Source organism: Pseudomonas sp. 01L34 (assembly GCF_056400265.1).
Map to the genome: position 1 here is coordinate 286,941 of NZ_JBFTSX010000005.1, position 22,914 is coordinate 309,854.

Below are 22,914 nucleotides of genomic sequence, written 5' to 3' on the forward strand. Positions count from 1 at the left end.
TGCGCGCTTGGAAAATGTTTACCCTGGCCCATTTTTTTCGCTACGTGAGCCAAGGTAAGCATTTTAATCGGTCTGTGGCGCGTCATGCGTAGCCAAGAGACTGTGGCAAAGGATAGCCGTTACAGGAGGACTTTATGTCCGTTCCGAATAGCAAAGGTGAAGAGATCACCGCTCGTATCGAGGCCCTCTCGAAACGTTCCGAAGTAACCCCGTTCGAAGTGCGTTCACTGAAAAAAGATATCGAGAAGTTGATATCGGTTAACGCAGCTGAAGCATACATGTTGGGTGGGATGCTGGCTGCAATAACGGGGGATTATGCTGAGTCTAAAGAGCTTCATGAAAAGTCTTTGCGTCTAGTTGCTGATGTCGTTGGTTACTTTAACTTCGGTGTCTCAATGAAGACTGTAGGTGATTTGACTTTGGCAAAGAAAATGTTTGATAAGACTTCCGAGCTCGTTCCTGGTGATCAAGAACTTCTCGTTCATCGCTTGCAGACGATGGCATTTTTGCTTGATTATAATACTCTCGACTCGATAGTTGCGGATTTCAAGAAGGCAAATTCAACATTTGACATAGAAGCGCTTAAGGCGGTCCAAGATGCTCGAGAGTTTATTGGGCGAGTTGGTGAACACGGTATTTCCTTAGAACAAATTAGTAAGGTTGGGCTTCATATTGAACATGCCTTGATGAGGCATGGGTTAAGTACTACGCATATGGTCGAAAAGGTTTCGAGCTTTGACGGTGTTAGTCATATATATATAGAGCTTAACGTTGATGCGAATAGTGCAAGCCAATTGGTGGAAGTGAATGAGTATCTGATGGATCTGATTCTTGAGGATTCGGCTATTGTAGATTGGGATAAGATCGTGGTTAACGTTGTTCGGCGCGAGCATATGCAGGCGAGTGCAAATGTAGAACACAGTGCCGCGTAAAAGGGAGCATTTATGAGCGTTGTATATAGGGATTTTCTCAGCGAAGCTAAAGATTTTCTTTCCGCCTCGCCGATTTCAGAGATACGTGTTAGAAGTTGTATTTCGCGCGGTTACTATGCTCTTTACCACTCGGCGTTGAGTCACGCTAATGGTATTCATGTGCCTCCAATCAGTAGCCATTCTGGGCCTGTTCATAAGAATTTAAGAGCCTTCTATATTGATAATCTCTATTCAGATAAAGCCCTTCAATCAAAAATGAAGCGCGTGGGGTACTCCCTGAAAGTGTTGCACGAATCACGATGCAAGGCGGACTATGATCTTGTTTCGCACCTGTCATCTATGGAAGGTGATGCTTTCGTACAGCGTTGCGAGCTAGCCATTGAGCTAGTAGAGGCTCTTGAGGCTAGCAAAGCTGCTTGAGATTTAGCCTTTCTATTGTTTTCTAGATAGTCCCCAGCTCTTTTGGGGACTTATAGCCCCTCCATTTCGCATGCGCCCTCCTACTAACATATCGAGATGTTTATGCCCTGTTGTTTCGCAATGAGGGCTAAGTTTTCGCGGGCGGTCAGACACCAACACGCATAGGCGTGCCGCGTCTGATAAGGTCGACGGGGGGGAATTTCCGAACGCTTCTGGACGACAGCCCACTTGGTGTTCCAGGATGGGGGGATATTCCAAAGGTTAATGATTTTATTTCTGGTTTGTGTTGTTGTTGATAGCAACGAGGTGACTGTTTCGTTGCGACTTTCGTAGCGGTTCATGTACACCTCGATCAGCCTTCCCGCTGTACAGAAGGTACGTTGGCTGCAGCAAAGCTTCGTGCTATGAATACGCCATCAAGATTTCAGGTAGGGTTTTCTGTGAAAGACATTTTCGCTAGTCATTTCGCTTCGGACGACGAAAGGCGCAGCAAAATTTGGAGGGAGTGTTTCTTTGTTTTTGATACGAACGTTCTGACTTCAGTTTATAAACGCTCCGATCACGCTCGGGATGCATTTTATAAAATTGTGCGTTCCTTAGGAGATCGTCTGTGGATACCTTACCAAGTCGGGTTTGAGTTTTTAGATAACAGGGCGAAGATCGCTCATGATCAAGCGCAGCTTTATGCTGATGCGGCTGCGACATTGCAGTCATTTCTTGACAGCCTTGATGTCGCTACTCGTCATCCTTTTTTATCCAAAGAACTACATAACGATTTTGTTGATGTTTCACAAAGGGTGATTGATGAATTAGAAGATAAGATGGGGTTTCATCGTTCGAGACTGACTGATGATGACGTGAAGCTGGAAGTTGCCGAACTTTTATCGGGTAAGGTTGGGCGTAAGTATGATGAGGCAGAGCTGAGGCTTATCGTTAAGGAGGGTGAAGTTAGATATGCGAATCTAATACCTCCAGGCTTTCAGGATGTGAGTAAATATAAGAACTCCCCTGTGTTTGGTGAGGTCTGTAAGCGATATGGTGATCTGATAATTTGGAAGCAGGTAATAGAGAAGGCCAAAGAGTTGGGGCAACCAGTTATTATGGTTACAGAGGAGCAGAAAGAAGATTGGTGGGAAAAGTGTGGAGGTAGAATTATTGGGCCTCTGCCGCAGCTGATTGAGGAATTTAATATTGAGGCTGGTCAGGATTTCTATCTTTATAGCTATCACTCATTTTTGAATTATGCGAATGAATATCTTGAGCAGAATACATCTGTTGAGGTGATAGAGGAAGTTAGAGATGCTGCTATTATTGAAGAGGCTGCGGCTTCTGGTTCTCTAAGTGATTTGCCTTGGAATGTAGTCGATCCTCAAGACTCTGATCTGTTGACTCAGCAGATTATTAGCTGTCAGGAGCTTTTGAGGCAGGCGACAAGAGATAGGTTGCAGGCGCGAATTGGTATTAATAACGGCAATGCTAGAAAAACTCCCGAAGGTAAATCGAAAAATGCGATCTATCGAGCTCGGGAGCGTGCGGCGGAAGCGCGTATGGAAGACTTGAAACGAAAAATCAATGAGTTAGAGATGCTTGTTTTGGCTCAGTTTGATGAGGACGTGTCGCTGAATTACCCGCGTTCCTGACGGAGTTCAAATTGTTCCAAATGTGCTGGAGTTCCATGGGCGACTCGTCGTCCATCCACTTGGCATACACTTCAACGAGCATAGTGAAGTCTTTGTGGCCCATTTGCTTCGCGATAAATGCTAAATTTCCGCGAGCAGTTAAACACCAGCAGGCGTATGTATGGCGGGTCTGATACGGACGACGTGGGCGAATCCCCGAACGCTTTTGAATGGCTGCCCATTTCGTGTTCCAGGCCGTGGGGACAAACCAATGATTAATGATTTTTTTTCGGGCTTGTGTCGTTGGGGACAGCAGGGGGGTGACGGTTTCGATGCGGCTTTCGTGGCGATTCATGTACACCTCGATCTCGCGCGGTTCATGATCGGCCACCAACTCCATTAGAGTTTTGAAGGCCTCGACTGCTGGCGGCATCAGAAGTACTGCTCGGGGCTTTCCGGTCTTGGGTACTTTAAATGTCCCGTTCGCCGTGATTGCCCTGGTGATGTTGATCTGTCCAGCAGTCAGGTCGATATCTTCGACTGCTAGCGCGCACATCTCACCCGGACGAAGCCCCGTGAAAACCGCAATGGTGATCGCTGCAGAGTCCTGCGGATGTAGGCATCCTTTACTGAGCAGCTGTTCGAACTCGCCCTTAGTCAATGGATCTGGTTCGCGCCCGTTCATCGCGAATCGAATGCAGGCTGCAGACAGACCTTTGCGGCAGTACCCATTGTTTTCGCACCATGCCAAGAAACCCGAAAATGTAGCCAGGTAATGATTCGCCGTCGAAGGTGCCCGTGTAGAGATCAGTTGTGTTCTGAGGTGCTGGATATCTTCAGGTAAAAGAATCCCTGCCAGTCGGTCTGGCCCCAGTAGCTCGGTGCAGATATCCAGTGCATATCCATATTTCTCCTCGGTCATCGGGGTGATATCGACAGCCTTCAGCGGTTTGTAACGGTCCATTAGCGCGGCCAGGCGTTCGTCTTTTACATTGCTGTAGTTGGTCGCATTCTTCGAGTTGGGAAAGTGCCGGCTGTAATCAAAGCGACCTGTCTTGATCTCATGAGTGATCGCCGCCCTCAGTAGGGCGGCATGTTTGATGTTGGCTTTGGTGACCGGTAGGCCGAGGGATTCGCGGCATCGGACTCGCCGCCACATGAACACAACGCGGATGTTGCCGCCGTGTACTTCGATCCCTTTGTGTTTGGCCAACTCGTCTTCTAGGCCGCTTCCTGCGGTGCGCTTTCGGCCCACTTGTCGTACTCCGTCATATTGATTGCGATGCGACCGTCCGGCGTTTTGCGCCAGATCCGGCCTTGAGCCCATGTGCCGTTCTTCACTTTGTGGCGAATGGCGTCTTCGCTGTAGCCCGTGAGTTCTGAGGCACGGTTGATCATTACCCAGCGTGGAAGACTCATTGCTGTTGCTCCCCTGCGCGCCGTGCGATGCCCTCGGCTTGGCGCTGCTTGCTGCATCTTTGGTGGTTGCCGTGTGCCCGTGACTTTTCGCATTTGTCACAGATGACGTTCAGGTCGAGGGGCGGCATTTGTCCGTTGCGTATTCGGACTGTTCGGCGAAGGGCTGTCATGCCGCATCTTCCTGGGTTAGCGGTTCCAGAAAGCTCGCCATGGTCAGAGCCTTGTCGCGCAGGTAGAGTGAATCCCGTTCAAGCTTTTTACCGGTCTTAAAGGCACTGAATGTTTCGGCTGCGATTCGCAGTTTTTCGGCAATATCCAGCAAGGTCTGATGGTGTTCTTCACTGAGCGCTTTGCTGTCCCTGAGCCTTTTGCAATGCTGGGCAAGGTGCTGGTGATCGGCTCGTATGAACTGAAGGGACGCTTCAAGTTCGCGGATGGTTTTGGCGCTTTCGGCGCGTTGATTGTTGATACCTTCATCAATGCCTTCGATGCGGCCGTCAGCCAAGCCGCCTCGATAGCCGACCCAGTAGAGCAAGGCCGCCGCAATGATGATGCTGATCAGTGCGCAGATTTGAATTGCAGTCATGTGCTGTGTACCTCGGTAGAGCCCGCCGCCGGGATCGTTGGTGAGAGGCCGGCAGCGGGTTGTCGCTATGTGGGAGTAGTTACGCGCTGAAGGTGCCCAGGGTCAGGGTTGCGGCGCCGCCGACTTCTTTGGCGAGCGTCGTTTTGAATTCCTGGGCGATTTCTTCGACCTGCTGCTCTTCGCCCGCCCAGCGAAGTTTCAGGGTCGGTTTGTCATCGCCGGTTAGGATGCTGAGTTTCAGCGTGAACACGCGGGTAGCCAGACCGTCGTATGGGATCAGCGAGAAGTGCAGGGCTTCGACCCGAGTCTCTGCGCTGGCGGCTTCGATGCTGTCCATCGCGCTGCGGGCTGCGCCGAAGTTGTGCTCGCTGCTGGTCGCCGAACTTCGCGCCTCGATGGTGATATTGCGCACGCTGGCCACCGCAGCACTGATAGGCATGGTGCCGCCGCCTTCTTTCACGGCGACTAAGTTCAGGTGCCAGTCTTCGATCCATTCAGCCAGGTCGCGCTGACTGAGTCTCTTGCCGGCGATTTGCTGGAGGGCTTTGTAGGCTGCGGTCGGCTTGAGTTTCAGTGTCGCCACGTCATCCGCGTGACCCGGCGCTGCATCGGTTCCGAGGTTGAAAAAGACCTTGCAGCTCATGTCGTCCTGATCGACAAAGCCTCTGGCTGCTAGGCCCGTGCGAGAAATCGTGTATTCAGCGAAGTCGCGCAGACTGTTGGTGTACAGCGCGCCACGGAAGCGAGAGCGCAACGCCTGGTACTTTTCAAGGTTATGGATCTGAACATTGTCCGGCAGCGCAGTTACAGGGATGAGCGTTGCAGGTAGGGAGCTGGCTGCATGTGCTTGGGCGACAATGAGTTCGAGCGTGTCTTTAGCGAGTGGCATTGGTGCTTCCTTTTTGGTGAGAGGATTTGGTGCTGTGTTTTGGTGGTTCTTTTAGCGGGGGGTTACCGGCGTGTCTTCGCTCTTGAAGAGTTGCGAAGTCGGGTCGTTCTGGAACAGCGTCAGCCCTTGAGGTGTGAGGTACAGCGGCGTGTCCAGAGTTGAGTCTTCGCGCAACTTGCCGCGTTTGGTGGGCTGGGCGAAGTCGAGGGTATGGCTGACGGCAACCTGATTGCTCTGGCCGATCTGCTTCATCTTCAACTTGATCGTGACTTCGCCTGCCTTGCCGTAGTCGATGACGCCTGCTGCGACGTTCGATAGTGCTTGGCCGATCTGCTGGGAGAAGACGCCGGCGTTCAGCGAGTTGAAGAAATCGTTCGTGTCTGTGGCTTTCATGTGCTGTGTCTCATTGAGTGGGAGGCGCCTCTGGACGGCAGGGGCCACCGATGAATTAGGCTGCTTCCTTCGTCGCTTGGGCGTCGAGGAAGGCGGCCAGGTCGTGCAGATACACCACTGGTTTGGCGCGAGCCGAGCAGTGGTGGCGCTTCACGACCAACTGAATACGTCCAGCCTTGATCTCGCTCAGCAGGTAGCGATCGGTTCGAATGTGCGTGAAGTACTGTTCACGTACCGCCGTCAAGGATGGGCAGGGGGTGGTGAACTGTTTGCGAAGTTGGTCAAGGGTGTTGCTCATGCGGCGACCTCCCCGAACCCTTCCGATGGGGGCGCCAACTTGAGGCGGATCAATTCAGCAAGGCCTTCTTTGCTTTTACCCATGGCGGCGGCGCAGATCCGGCCTTTTGCGTCAGCGATCACGGCGCCAAAAGGGTATTCGGGTGAGTTGGTTGGAGTGACGTAGGCCACCTGACCGTCTTGAATCACGTTGTTGACGTAGCGGAATACCTCGGCCAGTTCGGTGCTCAGAACCGGCATGCTTTCCAGCAGTTGGACCGCTTCGGTTGAGGCTCCGATCAGCGTGGCGCGGCTGACGACGCCGGGGCAGTTGAGATAGATCGGGATCAACTTCAGGGCGCCGAGGGCTTGGGTGTAAGCGTTGGATCGATTGGTTTTCATGCAGTGGCGTCCTTCTTTGTGATGGTGATTCCCAGTCTCTTGGCCAGCCAATCAACCCCTGCTTCTTTCACCATGACCACGGCGTAGTGGCGGTATTTGTTGATGGAGGGGATCAAGGTGCTGCGTGGGTCCGAGTACAGATAGCCCCGATCACGGTGCTGGCTGGCAAGGTCGCCACGGGTGTTCAAAATGCCCAACTCCCGCAACCTGTTGCGGAAGGCGCGGGGCTTGAGGCCGAGCACTGCGGCGGTTTCGTCCAGGGTGCGGTTCATTGCGCTGTCCTTAGGCTGCGAGCAGTTTTCGAACGCTGTTAAGCAGGACTTGCGACTCGTCCAACATTTGCTGAATTTGCGCTGCGCTACTGGGTTGCTCGGCGGCTGGTGCGGGTTGTGCCGACTCAATGCGACCGTTCGCAATGTCTTGGATGAAGTCCCGCAAGTGCAGGTGGTTGGCTCGGTCTGAACGCTTGAGGGTCAGTTCGCCCGTGTGACCGCCAAGGTCAACGCTGATGACTGCGCTCTCGTCGGTGAGCTCGACTTCAAAGCTCGCGTGGATGGTTTGCTCTGGTCGTTGAAGAGGGCAGACGGCGGAACCCCCAACCTGCAGCATGTGGTGCAGCAGCTCTTGTTTTGGGAGCGGAATGAGATAGCTGTTCATGCTGCATCACCTCCGAACGGCCAGGTGCCGTCATCGGCTGCGACAGTGTCGAAGGGCTTGATTGCCGCGGTGTGACCTTTGGGGCTGGTGATGACCAGAAGCCCTGTGTGGCGCTGAATAGCTTCCACGGCGGCGGGGCTGAAGCATGCCGATGGGTGCAGATAGACTGGGCAACAGGTGTTGCTGTGCTGTGTGGTTTGCATGTCTCGTACTCTGGTGAGAGGGATACGGGACAAACAATACAAATTCGTATCGTTTAGGTCAATGCGTTTGGGTATTGATTTTGTGTTAAAGGAAGAAAACCCGCCAATGAGGCGGGCTCTTAATGCGTCTGCGTTAGAAAATTTCGAGTTTTGAGATTACGACGCCGCAAATCATCGCATCAGGAGGCAGCTGAATAATGGGTTCAGGCCAGGAGGGATTTAATGGCTTGAGGAACTGTCGTGTTCCCTCCATAACCAATTGCTTGAACGTTGCGTCTTCGCTATCGGTCAGCTTCACGATTACGAGAGAACCGTTTTCGGCGTCTTTCGCTGGGTCGACGTAGATGATATCGCCATCGCGAAATGATCTTCGTTCATGTGGATTGAACATAGATAGCCCGCGGACTCGTAGGGCATACGTCTTTTTGCTGTGCGAGACTGCACAGGGCAGCCAGAGCTCGGCGTCATCTAGGTCCATGACGTCTATCGCTTCACACCACGCCCCTGCTTGAACCCAAGATATCAACGGCACTAGACCTTTAATGGCGGGACCTGGCTCGACGTTAGATTCGCCAAGGCCGGTAGGTATCCCATTTTTAAGAAACATGGCAGCGGTGGTCCCGGTCCAAAGCCAATCCACGCCCACCGAAAGCGCCTTTGCAATTTTTTCGACGTTTGCTTGCCTAGGGCTTAGCGACTCGCCGGTAATTATTCTGTGAATGGTTGGTTGGGGAACTCCCGATCTTCTACCTAACTCACCCTCCGAAAGCTGGAGTTCTGCCATTCGCTGTGCAATGCGTTTGCCTATCACTTCAGACCCTCTGATTCGAAAACGTATTGCAAGTGTATTGCGCGCATCGATACGGTTGCGTATTATCTGATCAATGCGAAAGCGCATTGGTGAATCAAATGACTATTCAGAAAATGCTGAACGTACTTTTAGGGCTTGGTTTTTCGCAGCGAGCAATCGCTGACAAGGTCGGCACAACACAACCCACGATCTATCGGGCGAGTAAGGGCGCAGATGTTCGATATGAAACCGGAAAAGCTATCGAGCGATTTTACGAGCAGGAAAAAGATAGTGTAGAGCGCAAGAGCGCCGCTTAAAGGGTGCCGGGCTGGGGCCTCTCACCAAAGATCCCCCAGCCCAGCTACGACGACACACAGCACATGTACATCGGTCGTGGTTGTAGGATAGGGGTTGCCCTGAACTATGGCTAGACCGTAAACGGGGGATTTACGGTTATGAGTCGCACAGATCTTTTGCCGGACGCTGGTCCGGTCCTTCCACTACGTCAGGCGATTTATCGCGCTGGCCGTGACTACAAGGGCGGAATCACCGCCCTTGCCTTTGACATGGTTTTGGACAACGACACACTCCAGAAGAAACTTAAGCTCGATGAAGAGCGCCGTTGGTTGAATCCTGATGAACTTGAGGACGTGATCAGGCTAACCGGCGACTCGCGTTTACTCGACGCATTGATGCGTCCGGCCGGTGCGGTCTGGTACCGCCCGGTACCGGTACGGGCAACACGCGAGGCGCTGAAAGCTGTAGGCAAGTTGCTCGGCGAGACGGGTGAGTTTGTGGCCGCGATGCACGATGGTGCGGCCGATAACGTCTGGGAGCTTCATGAAGTCTTGGACCTCGAAAAGCAGGGCATGGATGTGATTCGCGAAATCCTCGGCATCATGGCGGGTGCCCGTCAGGCGATGGAGGATCGCATCAATGGCTGATGAAATTGATCGCGCTAACGATCTGGCGCAATACCAACTCGACGTTGCCCTTCATCGCAGTCGGCGTGTGCCACGAAGCCGCGTCAGTGCGCAATTCTGCGAGGATTGCGACGAACCTATCCCGTTACTTCGACAGCAGACGATTGAGGGTTGCGAAACCTGCGTTGACTGCCAAGGGTTGCGGGAGGCCCGGCGATGAGTGAAGCGGCCAAAGGACTAGCCATCGCCACATGGGCAAAGCGTTACATCAATACTTTCAACCTCGCCTTGGTTTCCATTGAGCCAGGTGAAAAGGCCCCAAAGGGTATGGGGTGGAACAAGCCAGGCGGCTACTTCACTGACGCCGCCGCAGCTGAAACATTCTGGCAACGAAACCCGCACCACAATCTCGGTGTTGTGCTCGGGCCTAGCCGTGTCTGCTCGTTGGATGTCGACGATGTTCAGTGGACGCGGCATGTGCTGTATGAGCTTCTGGGTGTCGATCTGGATGCCATGGCGGTGGTGTATCCGACCATTGTCGGTAACCCCGCGCGCTTCCGGGTGCTGTTCAAACTGCCGGATGGCGTTGAGCTGACCCGGCACTCTCTTTCCTGGCCGAATGAAAAAGACCCTGATGGCTCGATTCACAAAGGGCTGATGGATAAGGCCAAGGCTGCGAAACAGCAGGGCGATGTTGCCGGTGAAGCTGCGGCACGTGCGGAAGCCGATGAGTACAAACGCTTTACGGTGTTTGAGCTGCGTGCTGGCCTGGTGCAGGACGTGTTCCCGCCGTCGATTCATCCCGGTACGGGCCAGCCCTACACCTGGAAAACTCCACCGAGCGCCACGGACGGAATGCCGACGCTGACCGCCGACTTGCTGACCATCTGGAAAAACTGGGACTTCTTCAAGCGCGATGCCGAAGCGGCGTGCCCGTGGGCGATCAAGCCCACAACGCCTCCGGTGAAGGTTAGCAAACGTCCAGCACCGGCCAGCGGTAAGTCTCCATCGGTAATTGATGAGTTCAACCGCTGCCATGATGTCGAAGAGCTTCTGCGTACCCACGGCTATATCAAACGGGGCAGTAAGTGGCTTTACCCTCAGAGCAGTACCGGCCTGCCGGGAGTGACGATCAGCGAAGAAGGCAAGGTCTACTCGCACCACGGTGCCGATCCGCTCGCGAACGGGCATCAGAATGATGCGTTCGAAGTGTTCTGTTTACTCGAGCACGGGGGTGATCAGTCGAAGGCAGTGAAGGACGCTGCGCGCATGTTGGGTATGCAGCGTTCCTCCCGACCAGATCCGGGTGATCTTCCCCCGACCCCATCCAGTGATTCGAGCGGGCCGAACCCTACTGATGCCAACGCGACCAGCGAGGCCGCTCCTGCCTCTGACGGGGGGGCGGGGGAGGTAATGACGATTGACCATTTGCTTCGTCGTTTCGCTTTGGTCGAGGGGACTACACACGTCTGGGACTGCGACCAGTCGCGGGTGATGAAGAAGTCTGCGTTCGAAGCTCGGGTTGGCAAACCGCTGGCCAAAGCTTGGTTGGATGACACGGGCAAACGGTTGATCTCTGATGATCACGTCCGCGACATCGAACAGGCTCGACGCATGGCGGGAAAAAAAGGCGGTGCCTTGGGCATGCCGCCGACCGATCGCTATGTGTACATCGATGGCACCAAAGACGTTTGGGACCGGGAGAAGAAGCGACGCGTTGCCGAAGGCGCGGTGAAGATGGCGCTGGGTGACACCTATCCGCTGTGGTTGAACAGCAGCGAGCGGCGCACGGTAGACGTCGAACATATCGTGTTTGACCCGACCATGACCAAAGATCCGGCGGTGTACATCAACACCTTTGATGGCCTGCCGCTGGAGCCGGTGCGTGATGACGAAGCCTGCGCCAACCTGCGTTGGTTGATTTCGTTCTTGTGCAATCACGACGACGCCGCTGCCAGTTGGCTGATTCGTTGGCTGGCGTATCCGCTACAGCACCTGGGCGCCAAGATGGACACCGCCGTGCTCATGCACTCGATCATGGAGGGGTCGGGTAAGAGTCTTCTGTTTGCTGATGCACTCGGCATGCTTTACGGGCAATACGCCGCGACGGTCGGCCAGACTCAGCTGGAAAGCAATTTCAACGCTTGGCAAAGCCGCAAGCTGTGGTCGGTGTTCGAAGAGGTGGTCAGCCGTGATCAGCGGTACAACCAGGTGGGCAAGATCAAGCACCTGATCACTGGCAAAACGGTGCGGATGGAATCGAAGTTCATCAATGGCTGGGAAGAAGCCAACCATATGAATGCGGTGTTCCTGAGCAACGAGATTCTTCCCTGGCCTATCAGCGACAGTGACCGGCGAATGTTGGTGATGTGGCCAATGGAAACCTTGCCGGTCGAGCGGCAAAAGGCGATCGGACGGGAGCTGGAACAGGGCGGAGTTACGGCGCTGTACGGCTGGTTGTTGTCGATCGATCTGGGCGACTTCAATCAACGAACGCGGCCGCCCTCGACTGATGCACGTGAGCGCTTGGTTGCCTTGAGTCGGGCTGGCTGGCAAACGTTTCTGCATCTTTGGAAGTACAGCGAGTTGGGTCAAGGCCTTTGGGGGCCGTGTCTGTCGACCGATCTCTATTCGCTGTTCCTCGAATGGTGTCAGCGCAATAAAGAACACGTGATGAGTCAGACGAAATTCTCGCTGTTCATCAGTTCCGAGGTGGATAAAACGCGTGCCATACCTTGGACCGATGGCAATAACCGTCGCTTTGGCGCGTTCTTCTTTCCTGTTGATCCGGATGCTTCCCCACCCCCATCACTGAAGGCGGCCGAACTGGGCAAGCAGGTGGAACACTGGCGGGCCAAGGCGAAGCTGGCAGGCTGGCATGTGGACAGTTGGGACCACATCAAGGCGGCTGCCGCATGACTGTCCCTAAAAATGTGTTGGGTGTGTCGGGTGTGTGTCGGGTTGATTTTGAAGACCCCACACAATTTCAGGCCTTGAATAACGTGGGTTTGCGGGTGTTGTGTGGGGTGTGTTGGGTTTTGTGTCGCGCACGCGCATGCATGACGTTATTTGAATCGATAGCAAGGGTAAGAATTTTTTCTTATGCGAAGACAGATAAACCCAACAAACCCAACACACTCAACTCAAGGTCGATAAACGTATTGAATTTAAAGGGATTTATTTGTGTTGGCTTTGTGTCGGGTTGTGGTTTTTCTGTGTTGGGTTCGGTATTTCGGGGGGAAGGTCAATGATTGAGGCGATGGAGCTTTTGCTGAAACATTGGGGCGAGCAGTGCCGAAAGAACGGCGAGGCCGGTGGCATGGGCAGCCCGATGGCAACGATCATGGAGTGGGGCGGATGCGCGCCACGCGGCACTCCCGGATCTCGGATCATTCTTGGTGCTGGTGCGGGACCTGATGCTGTTGCTCAGGAAGTCGGCGCAGCACTTTCCGAGATCGCCCGACAAGATGGACGGGGTGAAAGGCTGCAGCGGTTGGCGGTCTTGCGTTATGGCGACGACCCGGCACCGACCTGGATTTCGCAGATGCATGAACTGGGGTATGTGTCCAAAGCGAAGCAAACCTATTACGACCTGGTGCACAGTCTTCATGTGCGACTCTTTGAGGTGCTGGCCGAGCGCAAAGATGCACGTAAATGGCTTACCGCTGGTCGGGGTGTTTTGCCTCAAAGTCTCCTCAAAGTTGCGTCAAAGTTGCGTCGAGTCGGTTAACCGAAAATGGCCTCTTTTCGGTTCCGTACTCAGGGGGTAAAAAGTCACCACGATATGGATTTTGCGCCTTGGCGCTTCCCCCGAGCACGTGCTGTGCACTTCGTCCTGGCATATGCCGCGACACTGAAAACCCTGCCCACCGGCGGGGTTTTCTTTTTTGTGTTCGGCATGCTCCTTCACTTGAGGCACAACATGACAAATGAGCAGCAAGCGCTGGCAGAGATGCCGATCTGGTTAGTGATCGTCCTGGCTTTGGTCGGCGGCGTTTCGGGTGAAATGTGGCGAGCAGACAAAGACGGCGCGCGGGGCTGGGCGTTGATGCGCCGGCTGGCGTTGCGGTCCGGTGCCTGCATTGTCTGCGGCGTGTCGGCGATGATGCTGATGATCGCGGCGGGCATGTCGATCTGGACGGCGGGCGCCTTGGGTTGCCTGACGGCGATGGCGGGCGCCGATGTTGCCATCGGCCTTTACGAACGCTGGGCCGCCAAGCGGTTGGGCGTCTGCGAAGTCCCGCCAGCCGGTGGCGAGCAGGGATGATGCACCGATCTGGGGCGGCGAAAACCGCCGGGGACCCTAGGGGTATCTGAAGGACACGGGGTCGGAAACCCGCGGGAAAGCGTTAGCGGCAACGTCCCCAGCTTACTGAAATTCAATCCATTGAAATTGAAAGGTTTGCATTGAAAAGCCGTTGAAAAGGAGGGCTTTATGACAGATCCAATTTACCTGTCAAAGAGCGCGTTCGCGGCTCGCATCGGCAGGACGCCGAGTTACATCACCTGGTTGAAAGACAACAACCGTTTGGTGCTTTCACCGAACGGCAAACAGGTCGACGTGCTGGCGACGGAAGCCCTGATTCAGGAAACCGCTGACCCGAGCAAGGCCGCTGTCGCGGCTCGCCATCAGCAGGATCGGATTCAGCGCGACGTTTACAGCCAACTGTCCACTTCGGTCGAGCCGACGCCTACGGCTGCGCCGCCGCAGCTTGTTGGGGGAGATGGTAGACAGCCTGACTTCCAAAAGGCCCGCGCTTTGCGCGAACACAACATGGCCAAGTTGGCTGAGATCGAATTGCACAAGGCCCAGGGGTCGTTGGTTGCCAAGGACGCGGTCGAAACCGGTGCCTACAACGCCGGCCGATTGCTGCGTGACCAGTTGTTCGGGCCGTTGCCGCAACTGTCCCATGACCTTGCGGCCATGACGGACCCCTGGCTGATCGAAAAACACCTGACGGCAACATTCCGTCGAACGCTGGAAGAGGCCGAGCGCCTGTCTTCAGCGGACCTTGAGCACGCCATGACACCGAGTTAATCCCATGCACACGGAATTTCCTGACGGTGCAAAGGTGTACCGTGAGGCCTATTTCCGTGGACTGCGCCCTGACCCCGACCTCTGGATCGACGAGTGGGCCGACGAGTTCATGCGGATCCCGCGAGATACCGGCGCACCTGAGCCCGGCCAGTACCGCACCTCACGGACACCCTACGCCCGCGAGCCTATGCGCTGCCTGTCACCGGCTCACCCCTGCAGACGCGTGGTCACCATGGTGGCTTCGCAGTTGATGAAAACCCAGATCGCCTTGAACTGGATGGGCGGCCTGATCCACATGGCACCGTCCAACATCCTGGCGCTGTTGCCCAGCCTGGGCCTGGCGAAACGTGTCTCGGGGCGGATCAGCAAGACGATCAAGGCCACCCCGGCGCTGCGTGAACGCGTAGCGGCCAGCCGCTCACGTGATACGCGCAACACCATGGACACCAAGGAGTTCGAAGGCGGCTCGCTGTATGTCACCACTGCCGGCTCAGCGGCCAACTTGTCGGAACTGTCGGCGCGCTACATCTACGGTGATGAGGTCGATCGCTGGGAAAATGATGTCGGCCAAGAAGGTGATCCGATCGGCCTGGCAGAAACCCGGGCGACCAACTTTGGGCGCAACGCGAAGATCTATTTTTCCAGCTCGCCAACAATCAAGGGCGCCTCGCGCATCGCCGATCTGTTCGACTCCAGCGACCAGCGTCACTACTACGTGCCATGTCCGACCTGCGGCCACATGCAGGTGCTGGAGTGGGAGCGGCTGCATTACAACAAGGATTACAGCACCGTGCATTACGAGTGCGCGGGAGCTGATTGCGATGTGCTGATCGAGGAACACCACAAGAGCGACATGCTGACCCGGGGTGAATGGCGGGCACACGCAGAGGGTGACGGCGAGACGGTTGGTTTCCACCTGAACGCCCTCTACTCACCGACCGGCTGGATGAGCTGGCGCACGCTGGCCAAGGATTTTGAAGAGGCCAAAAAGGCCCAGTCCCAAGGTGACATGGGGCTGATGCAGGTGTTCTACAACACTCGTCTGGCCAAAGTCTGGGACAGCGCGCAGGAGCAAACCAAGGCCGAAGTGCTGATCGCTCGGGCGCGGTTGGAAACCTATACCCTCGGTACGATGCCGGCCGGTGTACTGATGCTGACCGGTGCCGTTGACGTCCAGGCCAACCGCCTGGAATTGATGGTGATGGGCTTCGGTGTCGGCATGGAGCGCTGGGTGGTTGACCATCAGGTGATCTGGGGCGACCCAGCGGACGAACGCACCTGGGCGGTGCTGGATGAAAAACTCAAGGCGCGTTACCGGCACCCCTGTGGCGTCGGCTTGGCGATCCTCGCCACCGGCGTCGACTCCGGCGGTCATCACACTGACGAGGTGTACCAGTTCTGCCGTGTTCGCCGCTGGCGCAACATCTTCGCTATCAAGGGCGCGAGCAAGCCTGGCCGGCCGGTCATTGCTCAGCGGCCGTCCATGGTCGACGTGACCTGGAGGGGCCAGACCGAACGCAACGGCGCCGAACTGTGGTTCGTCGGCACCGACACCGCCAAGGACTGGATCTACAACCGTTATCCGTTCCCGGACGGGCCGGGTTCACTGCACTTTGCCAATGACCTGCCGGACGAGTTCTTCGCCCAGTGTGTCGCCGAGCGCAAGGTGGCCCGCTACATCCGGGGTCACAAGCGTATCGAGTGGGTCAAGGGCAAGGCCGAGCGCAACGAAGCACTCGACCTCATGGTGTACTGCCTGGCCATGGCGCATTACCTCGGCATCAACCGCTACCAGGAACACGACTGGGAGCGGGTGCGGCAGGCATTGGCCCAGTCCGGCCTGTTTGACGATGCCTTGGGCATTAAGCCTGTTCAGGGTGAGCGTGTCGATGAAGACGAAACACCCGCGCCTGCGGCCGTAAGACAAGCTCAACCCGCGCCACCACCCACTGCCCCGGTCGTGCACACACGACCCACAGCATCGCCACCTCAACGCCGCAGTTCCACCAGCGGTTATCTGAAGAGACGCTGATATGTCCTTTACCCAGAAACACCTCGACGCCATCGAGCGCGCCATCGCACGCGGTGAAAAAACCGTGCGCTACAGCGACCGCACGGTCGAGTACCGCACGGTTGATGAACTGCTGCGGGCACGCGAAGAAATTCGCAGTTCGTTGACCAGCGCCGCCGGCCCCCGTTCGCGGGTCGTGCGGCTCAGTCATGGAGGCAAGGGAATCTGATGGCTCGACAATTTCCGGCGCTGTCTCGTAGCGGATTCTTGCTGCCATCGAACATCAAGGCCAGCTACGAAGGCGCTGGGGAGGGTCGCCGATCTGCCAGTTGGGACGCCACCGACAACGGCATCAACAGCATCAACACCCCGGCGCTGCGCAACCTGCGTGCCCGTTCGCGGGCAGCGGTGCGTAATGACCCGTACGCGGCCAACGCGATCAACAAACGGGTCAGCAATCTGATTGGTACCGGCATCACACCGCGACCAAAAATCAAGGACGAAGCACTGCGCAATCTGCTGCAGGAGCTCTGGGAGGATTGGGTCGAGGAGTCAGACGCTGACGGCCTGTGCGACTTCTACGGTCAGCAGGCGCTGGTGGCCCGTACTGTCGAAACGGCGGGTGAGTGTTTTGTGCGGTTGCGTCCACGTGGTTTGGACGAAGGTCTGGTGGTGCCGCTGCAGCTGCAAACGCTGGCACCCGAGTTCGTGCCGCACGACAAGTTCGAGACCACCCGCGACGGCAATATCATCCGCGCCGGGATCGAGTTCAACCCGGCCGGAAAGCGCGTGGCTTACTGGATGTACCGCTCGCACCCGCGTGATGCATCGTCGCTCAACAGCGGCTACAACCAACTGGTGCGGGTGCCGGCCAGCCAGGTGCTGCACATCTTCGAGCCGCTGGAGCCTGGTCAGTTGCGCGGCGTGCCACGCATGTCGCCGGTGCTTAAACGACTGCGCAGTCTGGACAACTACGATGACGCGGTGCTGTTTCGGCAGGAAGTGTCCAACCTGTTTGCCGGCTTCATCAAGCGGCCTTCGCAGGACATGGGACAGCAACCGCGTGACCCGGTCACTGGCCAGCTGATCACCGCTGACCGCGACGGCTTCACGCCCATGGTCGCGCTGGAGCCGGGCACCATGCAGGAGCTGGGGGCAGGGGAGGAGGTCGAATTCTCCAAGCCACCGGACGCCGGCAACAACTACCCGGACTTCATGCGTCAGCAATTGATGGCCGCAGCGGCGGGTACTGACACGCCGTACGAGATCCTCACTGGCGACATGAAAGGTATCAATGACCGGGCGCTGCGGGTCGTACTCAATGAGTTCCGGCGCCGCCTGGAGCAGCTGCAATTCAACGTCTACATCCACCAGCTCTGCCGCCCGGTTCGCGCCGCGTGGCTGGACATGGCGGTGTTGGCTGGGGTGATTGAATTGACGGACTACGCCAAACGCCGCCGCGAATTTCTGCGCACGCGCTGGGTGCCGCAAGGCTGGGCCTACATCCAGCCGGTGCAGGACGTCCAGGCGCGCATGCTGGAGGTCAATGCCGGGTTTGGCTCGCGCAGTGAGATGTGTCTGCGTACCGGCTACGACGCCGAAACGGTCGATGCGGAAAACGCCGCCGACGCTCAACGCGCCCGTGACTTGGGCCTCAATTACCGAACCCTCGTCGAGGTCGATGTTCAACACGACGACCAGGAGAAACCATGAAACTGCTTTCCCCCCTGAAGATTTTCAACAAGCTGGAGGGTCAACTGCCGATCCAGGACAAGCACTGGTACAGCCTGAAGGCCAGCGGCGAAGCCGAGCAGCGCACCATCGAGGTCTACGTCTACGGCGAGATCGGCACCTGGGGCATCACCGCCAATCAGTTCGTGCGCGACCTGGCGGCATTGGATGACGGCACCTCACCGATTGTCGTGGCCTTCAACAGCATCGGCGGCGACCTGTTCGATGGTCTGGCGATCCACAATGCCTTGTCGCGGTTGGGTGAACGCTGCACCGGCCGCGTTGATGCCTTGGCTGCCAGTGCTGCCAGCGTTGCCGTGTGTGGTGCGCACCGCGTGGTGGTCGCGGAAAACGCCATGTTGATGATCCACAACCCTTGGACCTACGCCTCGGGTGGTGCTGAAGATCTGCGCAAGGTGGCCACCGCGCTGGACCAGGCGCTGGAAGTGATTATCGCAGCCTACAAAGCCAAGGCGCCCGACGTCGACGAGGTCGAGCTGCGGCGCCTGGTCAATGCCGAAACCTGGCTCACGGCTCGCGAAGCCGTCGCCTTGGGATTGGCCGACGAGGTGGGTGATGGTGTGCAGATCAAGGCCTGTCTGGGGCAAGGCGCGGTGATGCAGAAATACCAGCACACGCCCAAGGCGTTGCTGGATCAACTCACTGAGCCCCTCGAACCCACCAAGCCGGTGGTGGACAAGCCAGAATCCACGGCCCCGGTGGTCGACTCGGCCAAGCTGGCCCTGCTGATCACCCAGTCCTGCAATCAAGCCGGCATCAGCAATCTGATCGAGCCCCTGATTGTCTCGACCAAGCTGGCTGATGAGGCCACCGTCCAGGCCGCGCTGACCCAAGCCAAAGCGATCCGCGATCTGTGCGTGGCGGCACGCTTACCGGAATGCGCTGTGGAGTTTGTGCAGGCTGGGCTCGATGCCAGTGCTGTGCGCTCACGGCTGTTCGACAAGCTGGTGGGTAGTGGCGGGGGCTTCGAGATCGATAACAGCTTGCCGCAAAACGATGATCCGGCAGTGACCGTGAAAGCCAAACAACCCGATCCGTCCTCGATCTGGGCGGCCCGTCAGGCCGCACAATCTCAAACCTCGAAAGGAGCAAGACCATGACCTTTAAATTGGAGCCGATGCACGCAGGTGAGTTTCTGCTGTCCGAGGGCGAAGGCAATATTTCCCGCGAGGCGATTAACGTTGCGGCAGGCCCGGCATTGGAGCCAGGTCAGATCCTCGGCCTGATCACGCTCACCGGCGAGTTTGCCCCGTACGAACCGACGGCTGAGGATGGCAGTGAAAACGCCGTCGCCATTCTTTACGGCCCGCTCGGTCAGTCAGACGTGGTGCGGCGCGGTCGCGCTGTGGTGCGTCTGGCCGAGGTCAGCGAAGCGCACTTGACCGGCCTCGACCCGGCTGCCGAAAAGGCTCTGGCCACGCGTTTTCTGATCGTTCGCTAAGACGTTCCTTCCTTATATGCATCCCGCCGCGTGCGGGATTTTTCGTTTCTGGAGAGTACCCCATGGCCGATATCGCCATTTTTGAAGACGACGCTTTCAGCGTTCCCGCGTTGACTGCCGCGATCAACGAACAGGAATACCTGCCGGGCCGCATCAGCGGCCTCGGCCTGTTCCGCGAAGAAGGTATCACTACCCTGACCGTACAGATCGAGAAGGACGGTGACACCCTGGCTCTGGTGCCGGCGGGAGAGCGAGGTACCTCGGGCCTGGTGGTCGGTGGCAGCAAGCGCAAGCTGATCCCCTTCAATACCGTGCACCTGCCACAACGCTTTACCATCAAGGCCGACGAGATCCAGGGCATCCGTGCCTTCGGTCAGCGCACTGAATTGCAGTCGGTGCAGGATGTGGTCAACAAACGTCTGGCCAAAGCGCGGCGCCAGTTGGACGCCACTCACGAATTCCAGCGCATGGGCGCACTGAATGGGCAGGTGCTGGATGCGGACGGTTCAACAGTGCTACTCGACATTTACAAGTCCTTCGGCGTCTCCCGCCAAAAACTGGCCATGGGTCTGAACGATCCCAATGCCGAGCTGCGTGTGCGTGCCGGCGAAGCCTTAGACATGCAAGAGGATGCACTGGGCAGCGTGACCAGCAGCGGCTCCCGCGCATTCTGCGGCCAGAACTTCTGGAACAAGCTGATTGTTCACCCGTCGGTCAAGGAGACCTACCTCAACACCCTGCAAGCGGCCTCCCTGCGTGGTGACGCCCGGGAAAGTTTCGAGTTCGGTGGGATCGTCTGGGAACGCTATCGCGGCAAGGTCGCGGGGGTATCGTTTGTGCACGTCGACAAGGCTTTGCTGATCCCAGAAGGTGTGCCGGATCTGTACATCTCCACCTTTGCCCCGGCCGACTACATGGAAACGGTCAACACCGAGGGCCTGCCGTACTACAGCAAGATTGAGCCGATGGACTTCAACAAAGGCATGGCCGGTGAAGCCCAATCCAACCCGTTGCACCTGTGCACACGACCTCGGGCGCAGATCCTGCTGGAGCTCTGACCGTGGCCTTTCGCGACCTGGTCGACGACATCGACGAGGTGGTGTTTGAAACCCTGGGCGACACGGCACGGATCGAGGGCCGCGAGGAACCGGTGCTTGGCATGTTCGCCGCGCCTTGGTTGCAACCCAAGATGGGCAAGCTCAACACCGGGTTGCGAGAGCCGAAGTTTGAGATCCGCGTTGGCGATTCGTACGGGCTGAAAAAGGGGCTGCTCATCCGCGTGGATCTGCCGGAGCTGGACGGTGGTGGCGATTACGACCTGCTGCAGCTGGAGCCCGGCGGTGACGGTCTGGTCGCCCTGATTTTGAGGAAACGACCATGAGTGTCGGCAGTTACTTCAAGCCCTCGGCCAGCGGCGGGATGATCTCCCTGCAGACCTCGACGGCGGACCTGAAAGCCTTTCAGGACTTCGCCGCCGTGGTGCCCAAAGCGGCAGCCAATGCCCAGCGTCGGGCGATCAACAAGACCTTGCGTTGGCTCAGCTCCAACATCGCCCGCACTGTCGGCCGGCAGGAACGTATTGCGGTGGCGGCGGTGCGTCAGCGGTTACGAGCCTATCCAGTCAGCGGCGGAGCCAACAGCGGCAAGTTGTGGTTCGGCCTCAATGCCATGGAGGCCAGCCGTATCGGTCGCGTACGACAGGGCCAGTCCGGCGTGTCGGTGGCCGGTCGTCGTTTTCAGGGTGCCTTTTACAAGAAGGTCTACGGCAACGGTGCGGACATCTGGATCCGCACGGCCAGCAAACATTTCGATGCCGACCACTACCCCGACAGCACCGTCAGTGTGCGTGGCGGGGCGAGTTCGGGGTGGATTGCCGAGCATGACAGTCGTTTCCCGCTGGCGAAGGCCAAGGTCTCGCTGGAGCAGGCCCGTCCGCACTTTGAAAGCTGGGTGCGCAAAGCCGATGCACAACTGCTGCATGTCCTGCAGCAGGAACTCAACTTTGAACTGCAGAAATACCTGAAGGGGAAATGACGTGGCCGATGAAGCGGACGAGCCATTCAGCCTGGAACAGTTGTACGGGGCGATCGAACGGCATGTGCAGGCGTACCTGCCGGGTGTTCAGACCGTTGCCGCCTGGCCGGCTATCGAGGATTGCGTGCGGTTGCCGGCGGTGGTTATCGAAATGGCGGAAATGGAGCCCGGCCAGGATCCGGGCACGGGAGAGGTGGGGTTGGCTTGCAAGTTTGAGGCGCGGGTCATCACCGATCCAATCCAGGAGGACCACCATCAACAGGCGGTTTTTCTGGCTGGGCAGCTCACTGTGTTGTTGCGCCTGCAAAGCTGGGGTGTAGAGGTGGAACCCGCCGAGTTTGTTCGGGCCATGCAGGACTGGACCAAGCCCGAACTGGATGGCTACACCGTCTGGGTCGTGGAGTGGACCCAACAAATCTACCTGGGCGAAGCGCAGTGGCCGTGGCCGGATCAGCCGCCGGGCACTCTGGTGCTGAATGTTGAACCGGGTGACGGCGCATTCCGGCCGGAGGATCTGTCATGAGTGCAGGGTACGTCAGCGCGCAGCATGACCGCATGCTCGCTGGCCTGGTCAAGGACTGCTACGTAGTGGCAGTGGATCTCGCCGCCTCACCGCCGGTGTGTCGCGTTTCCGACGGTGAATGGGTCAGCGGTTGGGTACGTTGGCACAGCGTCGCGGCCGGCAAGGCCCGGCATTGGCGGGCGCCGAGTCTGAACGAGCAGGGCACGCTGATCAGTACCAGCGGTGATGTGTCGCAAGGCACGTTCATTCCCGGGCTGTATGGCAACGGTGGTCCGCCACCGGACAATCGTGACCACGTTGAAGTCTGGCGTTTCGACGATGGCGGTTCGCTGGTCTACGACTGGCAGGCCAAGCGTTACAGCATCAGCCTGCCCAGCGGCACGGTCACGATCAAAGTGGGTGCCACCCAGGCCGAGGTGATGGACAACGCCGTGACGGTGAAGTCCAGCGCGATCAACCTGGAGGCCAGCGTGAACATCAAGGGGCCGGTGAACATCGACGGCCCATTGCACGCGACGCAGAACATCACCAGCGACGAGTCGATTATCGACACCGCTGGCAACAGCAACCATCACTCGCACTAGCGACAACGTTTAACCCGGCCCG

31 protein-coding genes are annotated in these 22,914 nt (G+C 57.2%); 21 read left to right on the forward strand and 10 right to left on the reverse strand.

Annotated features, from left to right (window positions below; translation table 11 throughout):
- Nucleotides 1-134 precede the first annotated feature (134 nt).
- The 3 genes from AC1DQM_RS16795 (at nt 135) to AC1DQM_RS16805 (ending at nt 2,992) form a co-directional block, all read left to right on the forward strand.
- Nucleotides 135-932, forward strand: a complete 798-nt coding sequence (locus tag AC1DQM_RS16795; protein WP_477743281.1) for a hypothetical protein — start codon at nt 135-137, stop codon at nt 930-932.
- A gap of 12 nt (nt 933-944) precedes the next feature.
- Nucleotides 945-1,352, forward strand: coding sequence for a hypothetical protein (locus AC1DQM_RS16800; RefSeq protein WP_477743282.1), 408 nt, complete (start codon nt 945-947; stop codon nt 1,350-1,352).
- A gap of 380 nt (nt 1,353-1,732) precedes the next feature.
- Nucleotides 1,733-2,992, forward strand: coding sequence for a PIN-like domain-containing protein (locus AC1DQM_RS16805; RefSeq protein WP_477745473.1), 1,260 nt, complete (start codon nt 1,733-1,735; stop codon nt 2,990-2,992).
- On the opposite strand, the gene AC1DQM_RS16810 is transcribed toward AC1DQM_RS16805, so the two are convergent.
- The 10 genes from AC1DQM_RS16810 to AC1DQM_RS16855 form a co-directional block, all read right to left on the reverse strand.
- Nucleotides 2,922-4,226 (reverse strand): Arm DNA-binding domain-containing protein, encoded by a 1,305-nt coding sequence (locus AC1DQM_RS16810; protein ID WP_477743284.1) that lies wholly within the window; start codon nt 4,224-4,226, stop codon nt 2,922-2,924. The genes AC1DQM_RS16805 and AC1DQM_RS16810 overlap by 71 nt on opposite strands.
- Nucleotides 4,193-4,390 (reverse strand): hypothetical protein, encoded by a 198-nt coding sequence (locus tag AC1DQM_RS16815; protein WP_056856218.1) that lies wholly within the window; start codon nt 4,388-4,390, stop codon nt 4,193-4,195. Before AC1DQM_RS16815 ends, AC1DQM_RS16810 begins: the two co-directional genes overlap by 34 nt.
- Nucleotides 4,391-4,556: 166 nt before the next feature.
- Entirely contained in the window at nt 4,557-4,976 is a 420-nt protein-coding gene (locus AC1DQM_RS16820; RefSeq protein ID WP_477743285.1) for a hypothetical protein, read from the reverse strand.
- Between the two features lie 79 nt (nt 4,977-5,055).
- Nucleotides 5,056-5,865: a DUF2303 family protein gene (locus AC1DQM_RS16825; RefSeq protein ID WP_477743286.1), complete on the reverse strand. Its 810-nt coding sequence runs from the start codon at nt 5,863-5,865 to the stop codon at nt 5,056-5,058.
- Between the two features lie 51 nt (nt 5,866-5,916).
- Nucleotides 5,917-6,258 carry a hypothetical protein gene (locus AC1DQM_RS16830; RefSeq protein ID WP_477743287.1) on the reverse strand — a complete coding sequence of 114 codons (342 nt, stop codon included), beginning with the start codon at nt 6,256-6,258 and terminating at the stop codon, nt 5,917-5,919.
- 55 nt (nt 6,259-6,313) lie between these two features.
- Nucleotides 6,314-6,556, reverse strand: coding sequence for a pyocin activator PrtN family protein (locus AC1DQM_RS16835; RefSeq protein WP_477743288.1), 243 nt, complete (start codon nt 6,554-6,556; stop codon nt 6,314-6,316).
- Entirely contained in the window at nt 6,553-6,936 is a 384-nt protein-coding gene (locus AC1DQM_RS16840) for a hypothetical protein (RefSeq protein WP_477743289.1), read from the reverse strand. The genes AC1DQM_RS16835 and AC1DQM_RS16840 overlap by 4 nt, the downstream gene beginning before the upstream one ends.
- The gene (locus tag AC1DQM_RS16845) at nt 6,933-7,208 is read right to left on the reverse strand and encodes a hypothetical protein (protein WP_477743290.1); all 276 of its coding nucleotides are present in this window, start codon (nt 7,206-7,208) and stop codon (nt 6,933-6,935) included. The genes AC1DQM_RS16840 and AC1DQM_RS16845 overlap by 4 nt, the downstream gene beginning before the upstream one ends.
- 10 nt (nt 7,209-7,218) lie before the next feature.
- A complete protein-coding gene (locus AC1DQM_RS16850) occupies nt 7,219-7,593 on the reverse strand; it encodes a hypothetical protein (protein ID WP_477743291.1) in 375 nt (124 codons plus the stop codon).
- A gap of 336 nt (nt 7,594-7,929) precedes the next feature.
- Nucleotides 7,930-8,694: a LexA family protein gene (locus tag AC1DQM_RS16855; RefSeq protein WP_477746524.1), complete on the reverse strand. Its 765-nt coding sequence runs from the start codon at nt 8,692-8,694 to the stop codon at nt 7,930-7,932.
- Nucleotides 8,695-8,705: 11 nt separating this feature from the next.
- On the opposite strand from AC1DQM_RS16855, the gene AC1DQM_RS16860 reads away from it, so the two are divergent.
- The 18 genes from AC1DQM_RS16860 (at nt 8,706) to AC1DQM_RS16945 (ending at nt 22,892) form a co-directional block, all read left to right on the forward strand.
- Complete coding sequence (locus AC1DQM_RS16860; RefSeq protein WP_477743293.1) at nt 8,706-8,903, forward strand: hypothetical protein; 198 nt, start codon at nt 8,706-8,708, stop codon at nt 8,901-8,903.
- A gap of 138 nt (nt 8,904-9,041) precedes the next feature.
- The gene (locus tag AC1DQM_RS16865) at nt 9,042-9,530 is read left to right on the forward strand and encodes a phage regulatory CII family protein (RefSeq protein ID WP_477743294.1); all 489 of its coding nucleotides are present in this window, start codon (nt 9,042-9,044) and stop codon (nt 9,528-9,530) included.
- Complete coding sequence (locus tag AC1DQM_RS16870; protein WP_477743295.1) at nt 9,523-9,729, forward strand: TraR/DksA C4-type zinc finger protein; 207 nt, start codon at nt 9,523-9,525, stop codon at nt 9,727-9,729. The genes AC1DQM_RS16865 and AC1DQM_RS16870 overlap by 8 nt, the downstream gene beginning before the upstream one ends.
- Entirely contained in the window at nt 9,726-12,428 is a 2,703-nt protein-coding gene (locus tag AC1DQM_RS16875; protein WP_477743296.1) for a DUF5906 domain-containing protein, read from the forward strand. The genes AC1DQM_RS16870 and AC1DQM_RS16875 overlap by 4 nt, the downstream gene beginning before the upstream one ends.
- Entirely contained in the window at nt 12,425-12,760 is a 336-nt protein-coding gene (locus tag AC1DQM_RS16880) for a hypothetical protein (RefSeq protein WP_477743297.1), read from the forward strand. Before AC1DQM_RS16875 ends, AC1DQM_RS16880 begins: the two co-directional genes overlap by 4 nt.
- Complete coding sequence (locus AC1DQM_RS16885) at nt 12,757-13,239, forward strand: hypothetical protein (RefSeq protein WP_477743298.1); 483 nt, start codon at nt 12,757-12,759, stop codon at nt 13,237-13,239. Before AC1DQM_RS16880 ends, AC1DQM_RS16885 begins: the two co-directional genes overlap by 4 nt.
- 192 nt (nt 13,240-13,431) lie before the next feature.
- On the forward strand, nt 13,432-13,776 hold the full coding sequence (locus AC1DQM_RS16890) for a phage holin family protein (RefSeq protein WP_477743413.1): 345 nt from the start codon (nt 13,432-13,434) through the stop codon (nt 13,774-13,776).
- A 168-nt stretch (nt 13,777-13,944) separates the two neighbouring features.
- Entirely contained in the window at nt 13,945-14,547 is a 603-nt protein-coding gene (locus AC1DQM_RS16895; protein WP_477746525.1) for a terminase small subunit, read from the forward strand.
- A 4-nt stretch (nt 14,548-14,551) separates the two neighbouring features.
- Nucleotides 14,552-16,579: a phage terminase large subunit family protein gene (locus tag AC1DQM_RS16900; RefSeq protein ID WP_477746526.1), complete on the forward strand. Its 2,028-nt coding sequence runs from the start codon at nt 14,552-14,554 to the stop codon at nt 16,577-16,579.
- A gap of 1 nt (nt 16,580) precedes the next feature.
- Nucleotides 16,581-16,787: a phage head-tail joining protein gene (locus tag AC1DQM_RS16905; protein WP_477743301.1), complete on the forward strand. Its 207-nt coding sequence runs from the start codon at nt 16,581-16,583 to the stop codon at nt 16,785-16,787.
- Complete coding sequence (locus tag AC1DQM_RS16910) at nt 16,787-18,271, forward strand: phage portal protein (protein ID WP_477746527.1); 1,485 nt, start codon at nt 16,787-16,789, stop codon at nt 18,269-18,271. Before AC1DQM_RS16905 ends, AC1DQM_RS16910 begins: the two co-directional genes overlap by 1 nt.
- On the forward strand, nt 18,268-19,410 hold the full coding sequence (locus AC1DQM_RS16915) for a head maturation protease, ClpP-related (RefSeq protein ID WP_477746528.1): 1,143 nt from the start codon (nt 18,268-18,270) through the stop codon (nt 19,408-19,410). Before AC1DQM_RS16910 ends, AC1DQM_RS16915 begins: the two co-directional genes overlap by 4 nt.
- Nucleotides 19,407-19,751: a head decoration protein gene (locus AC1DQM_RS16920; protein ID WP_477743304.1), complete on the forward strand. Its 345-nt coding sequence runs from the start codon at nt 19,407-19,409 to the stop codon at nt 19,749-19,751. The genes AC1DQM_RS16915 and AC1DQM_RS16920 overlap by 4 nt, the downstream gene beginning before the upstream one ends.
- Before the next feature lie 62 nt (nt 19,752-19,813).
- The gene (locus AC1DQM_RS16925; RefSeq protein ID WP_477745474.1) at nt 19,814-20,809 is read left to right on the forward strand and encodes a major capsid protein; all 996 of its coding nucleotides are present in this window, start codon (nt 19,814-19,816) and stop codon (nt 20,807-20,809) included.
- Between the two features lie 2 nt (nt 20,810-20,811).
- Nucleotides 20,812-21,132 (forward strand): head-tail joining protein, encoded by a 321-nt coding sequence (locus AC1DQM_RS16930; RefSeq protein ID WP_477746529.1) that lies wholly within the window; start codon nt 20,812-20,814, stop codon nt 21,130-21,132.
- Nucleotides 21,129-21,785 carry a hypothetical protein gene (locus AC1DQM_RS16935; RefSeq protein ID WP_477746530.1) on the forward strand — a complete coding sequence of 219 codons (657 nt, stop codon included), beginning with the start codon at nt 21,129-21,131 and terminating at the stop codon, nt 21,783-21,785. The genes AC1DQM_RS16930 and AC1DQM_RS16935 overlap by 4 nt, the downstream gene beginning before the upstream one ends.
- Nucleotide 21,786: 1 nt before the next feature.
- The gene (locus AC1DQM_RS16940; RefSeq protein ID WP_477746531.1) at nt 21,787-22,308 is read left to right on the forward strand and encodes a hypothetical protein; all 522 of its coding nucleotides are present in this window, start codon (nt 21,787-21,789) and stop codon (nt 22,306-22,308) included.
- Nucleotides 22,305-22,892 carry a phage baseplate assembly protein V gene (locus AC1DQM_RS16945; protein ID WP_477746532.1) on the forward strand — a complete coding sequence of 196 codons (588 nt, stop codon included), beginning with the start codon at nt 22,305-22,307 and terminating at the stop codon, nt 22,890-22,892. The genes AC1DQM_RS16940 and AC1DQM_RS16945 overlap by 4 nt, the downstream gene beginning before the upstream one ends.
- Nucleotides 22,893-22,914: the final 22 nt, after the last annotated feature.

Coding starts and splice junctions, on each gene's coding strand:
- AC1DQM_RS16795 (WP_477743281.1), top strand. CDS start 135: ATGTCCGTTCCGAATAGCAAAGGTGAAGAGATCACCGCTCGTATCGAG.
- AC1DQM_RS16800 (WP_477743282.1), top strand. CDS start 945: ATGAGCGTTGTATATAGGGATTTTCTCAGCGAAGCTAAAGATTTTCTT.
- AC1DQM_RS16815 (WP_056856218.1), bottom strand. CDS start 4,390: ATGAGTCTTCCACGCTGGGTAATGATCAACCGTGCCTCAGAACTCACG.
- AC1DQM_RS16820 (WP_477743285.1), bottom strand. CDS start 4,976: ATGACTGCAATTCAAATCTGCGCACTGATCAGCATCATCATTGCGGCG.
- AC1DQM_RS16825 (WP_477743286.1), bottom strand. CDS start 5,865: ATGCCACTCGCTAAAGACACGCTCGAACTCATTGTCGCCCAAGCACAT.
- AC1DQM_RS16830 (WP_477743287.1), bottom strand. CDS start 6,258: ATGAAAGCCACAGACACGAACGATTTCTTCAACTCGCTGAACGCCGGC.
- AC1DQM_RS16835 (WP_477743288.1), bottom strand. CDS start 6,556: ATGAGCAACACCCTTGACCAACTTCGCAAACAGTTCACCACCCCCTGC.
- AC1DQM_RS16840 (WP_477743289.1), bottom strand. CDS start 6,936: ATGAAAACCAATCGATCCAACGCTTACACCCAAGCCCTCGGCGCCCTG.
- AC1DQM_RS16845 (WP_477743290.1), bottom strand. CDS start 7,208: ATGAACCGCACCCTGGACGAAACCGCCGCAGTGCTCGGCCTCAAGCCC.
- AC1DQM_RS16850 (WP_477743291.1), bottom strand. CDS start 7,593: ATGAACAGCTATCTCATTCCGCTCCCAAAACAAGAGCTGCTGCACCAC.
- AC1DQM_RS16855 (WP_477746524.1), bottom strand. CDS start 8,694: ATGCGCTTTCGCATTGATCAGATAATACGCAACCGTATCGATGCGCGC.
- AC1DQM_RS16860 (WP_477743293.1), top strand. CDS start 8,706: ATGACTATTCAGAAAATGCTGAACGTACTTTTAGGGCTTGGTTTTTCG.
- AC1DQM_RS16865 (WP_477743294.1), top strand. CDS start 9,042: ATGAGTCGCACAGATCTTTTGCCGGACGCTGGTCCGGTCCTTCCACTA.
- AC1DQM_RS16870 (WP_477743295.1), top strand. CDS start 9,523: ATGGCTGATGAAATTGATCGCGCTAACGATCTGGCGCAATACCAACTC.
- AC1DQM_RS16875 (WP_477743296.1), top strand. CDS start 9,726: ATGAGTGAAGCGGCCAAAGGACTAGCCATCGCCACATGGGCAAAGCGT.
- AC1DQM_RS16880 (WP_477743297.1), top strand. CDS start 12,425: ATGACTGTCCCTAAAAATGTGTTGGGTGTGTCGGGTGTGTGTCGGGTT.
- AC1DQM_RS16885 (WP_477743298.1), top strand. CDS start 12,757: ATGATTGAGGCGATGGAGCTTTTGCTGAAACATTGGGGCGAGCAGTGC.
- AC1DQM_RS16890 (WP_477743413.1), top strand. CDS start 13,432: ATGACAAATGAGCAGCAAGCGCTGGCAGAGATGCCGATCTGGTTAGTG.
- AC1DQM_RS16895 (WP_477746525.1), top strand. CDS start 13,945: ATGACAGATCCAATTTACCTGTCAAAGAGCGCGTTCGCGGCTCGCATC.
- AC1DQM_RS16900 (WP_477746526.1), top strand. CDS start 14,552: ATGCACACGGAATTTCCTGACGGTGCAAAGGTGTACCGTGAGGCCTAT.
- AC1DQM_RS16905 (WP_477743301.1), top strand. CDS start 16,581: ATGTCCTTTACCCAGAAACACCTCGACGCCATCGAGCGCGCCATCGCA.
- AC1DQM_RS16910 (WP_477746527.1), top strand. CDS start 16,787: ATGGCTCGACAATTTCCGGCGCTGTCTCGTAGCGGATTCTTGCTGCCA.
- AC1DQM_RS16915 (WP_477746528.1), top strand. CDS start 18,268: ATGAAACTGCTTTCCCCCCTGAAGATTTTCAACAAGCTGGAGGGTCAA.
- AC1DQM_RS16920 (WP_477743304.1), top strand. CDS start 19,407: ATGACCTTTAAATTGGAGCCGATGCACGCAGGTGAGTTTCTGCTGTCC.
- AC1DQM_RS16925 (WP_477745474.1), top strand. CDS start 19,814: ATGGCCGATATCGCCATTTTTGAAGACGACGCTTTCAGCGTTCCCGCG.
- AC1DQM_RS16935 (WP_477746530.1), top strand. CDS start 21,129: ATGAGTGTCGGCAGTTACTTCAAGCCCTCGGCCAGCGGCGGGATGATC.
- AC1DQM_RS16945 (WP_477746532.1), top strand. CDS start 22,305: ATGAGTGCAGGGTACGTCAGCGCGCAGCATGACCGCATGCTCGCTGGC.